This window comes from Caballeronia sp. M23-90, assembly GCF_053574605.1.
The window spans coordinates 1-638 of sequence record NZ_JBSIPA010000952.1 but is presented as its reverse complement, the minus strand read 5'-3'; the positions used below and the strand labels follow the sequence as shown (position 1 = coordinate 638).

At 62.2% G+C, this 638-nt stretch carries 1 protein-coding gene; it reads left to right on the top strand.

The window, feature by feature from the left end; translation table 11 throughout:
• Window positions 1–184: 184 nt before the first annotated feature.
• A partial coding sequence (locus ACRXB1_RS37245) for a YbfB/YjiJ family MFS transporter (RefSeq protein WP_449494923.1) occupies window positions 185–638 on the top strand: 454 nt, incomplete at its 3' end.

Below are 638 nucleotides of genomic sequence, written 5' to 3'. Positions count from 1 at the left end.
GGACTCGCGAATGGCGCGCTGGTCGTGACCGGCGTTGCGCTCGTGCTGGGATGTGTGGCGGCGTGCACGAGCGCGATTCCGTCGCGGGTATCGAGCAAGAAGTAGAAGTGTCGCATTATCATGGTGGCGCTTCTACTGCACTTGTTGCGTTGCACGCATCCCGAAAGCTCAAGCCGCCCAGCCGATGATCGACGAACCCCGTAACACCGCGGCACCATACTTTCCTGCATCGGACATAGCGCACTCACGGCGCACAACGCTCGTGCTTGCGGTGGGTTTATCGTTCGGCACCGCGATTGCACTCGGCCTCACGCGGTTTTCCTACGCGCTGTTATTGCCCGCCATGAAAGCCGATCTCGGCTGGAGTTTCGCGCAAGCCGGCGCGATGAACACGGCAAACGCGCTCGGTTATCTGCTCGGCGCGCTGACTTTCCCATTGCTCGCGCGCCGCTGGCCGGCGGGCGTGTGTTTCATTTGGGGATGCGTGCTGACGGCGGTCCTGATGATCGCGGGCGGTCTCGTTTCCGATACCCATGCGCTACTCGTTCAACGCGTCGTGACGGGCATGACGAGCGCATCCGTTTTTGTAGGCGGAAGCGTGCTTGCGGCGCGGCTTGCATCGGCTCATCCACACGATG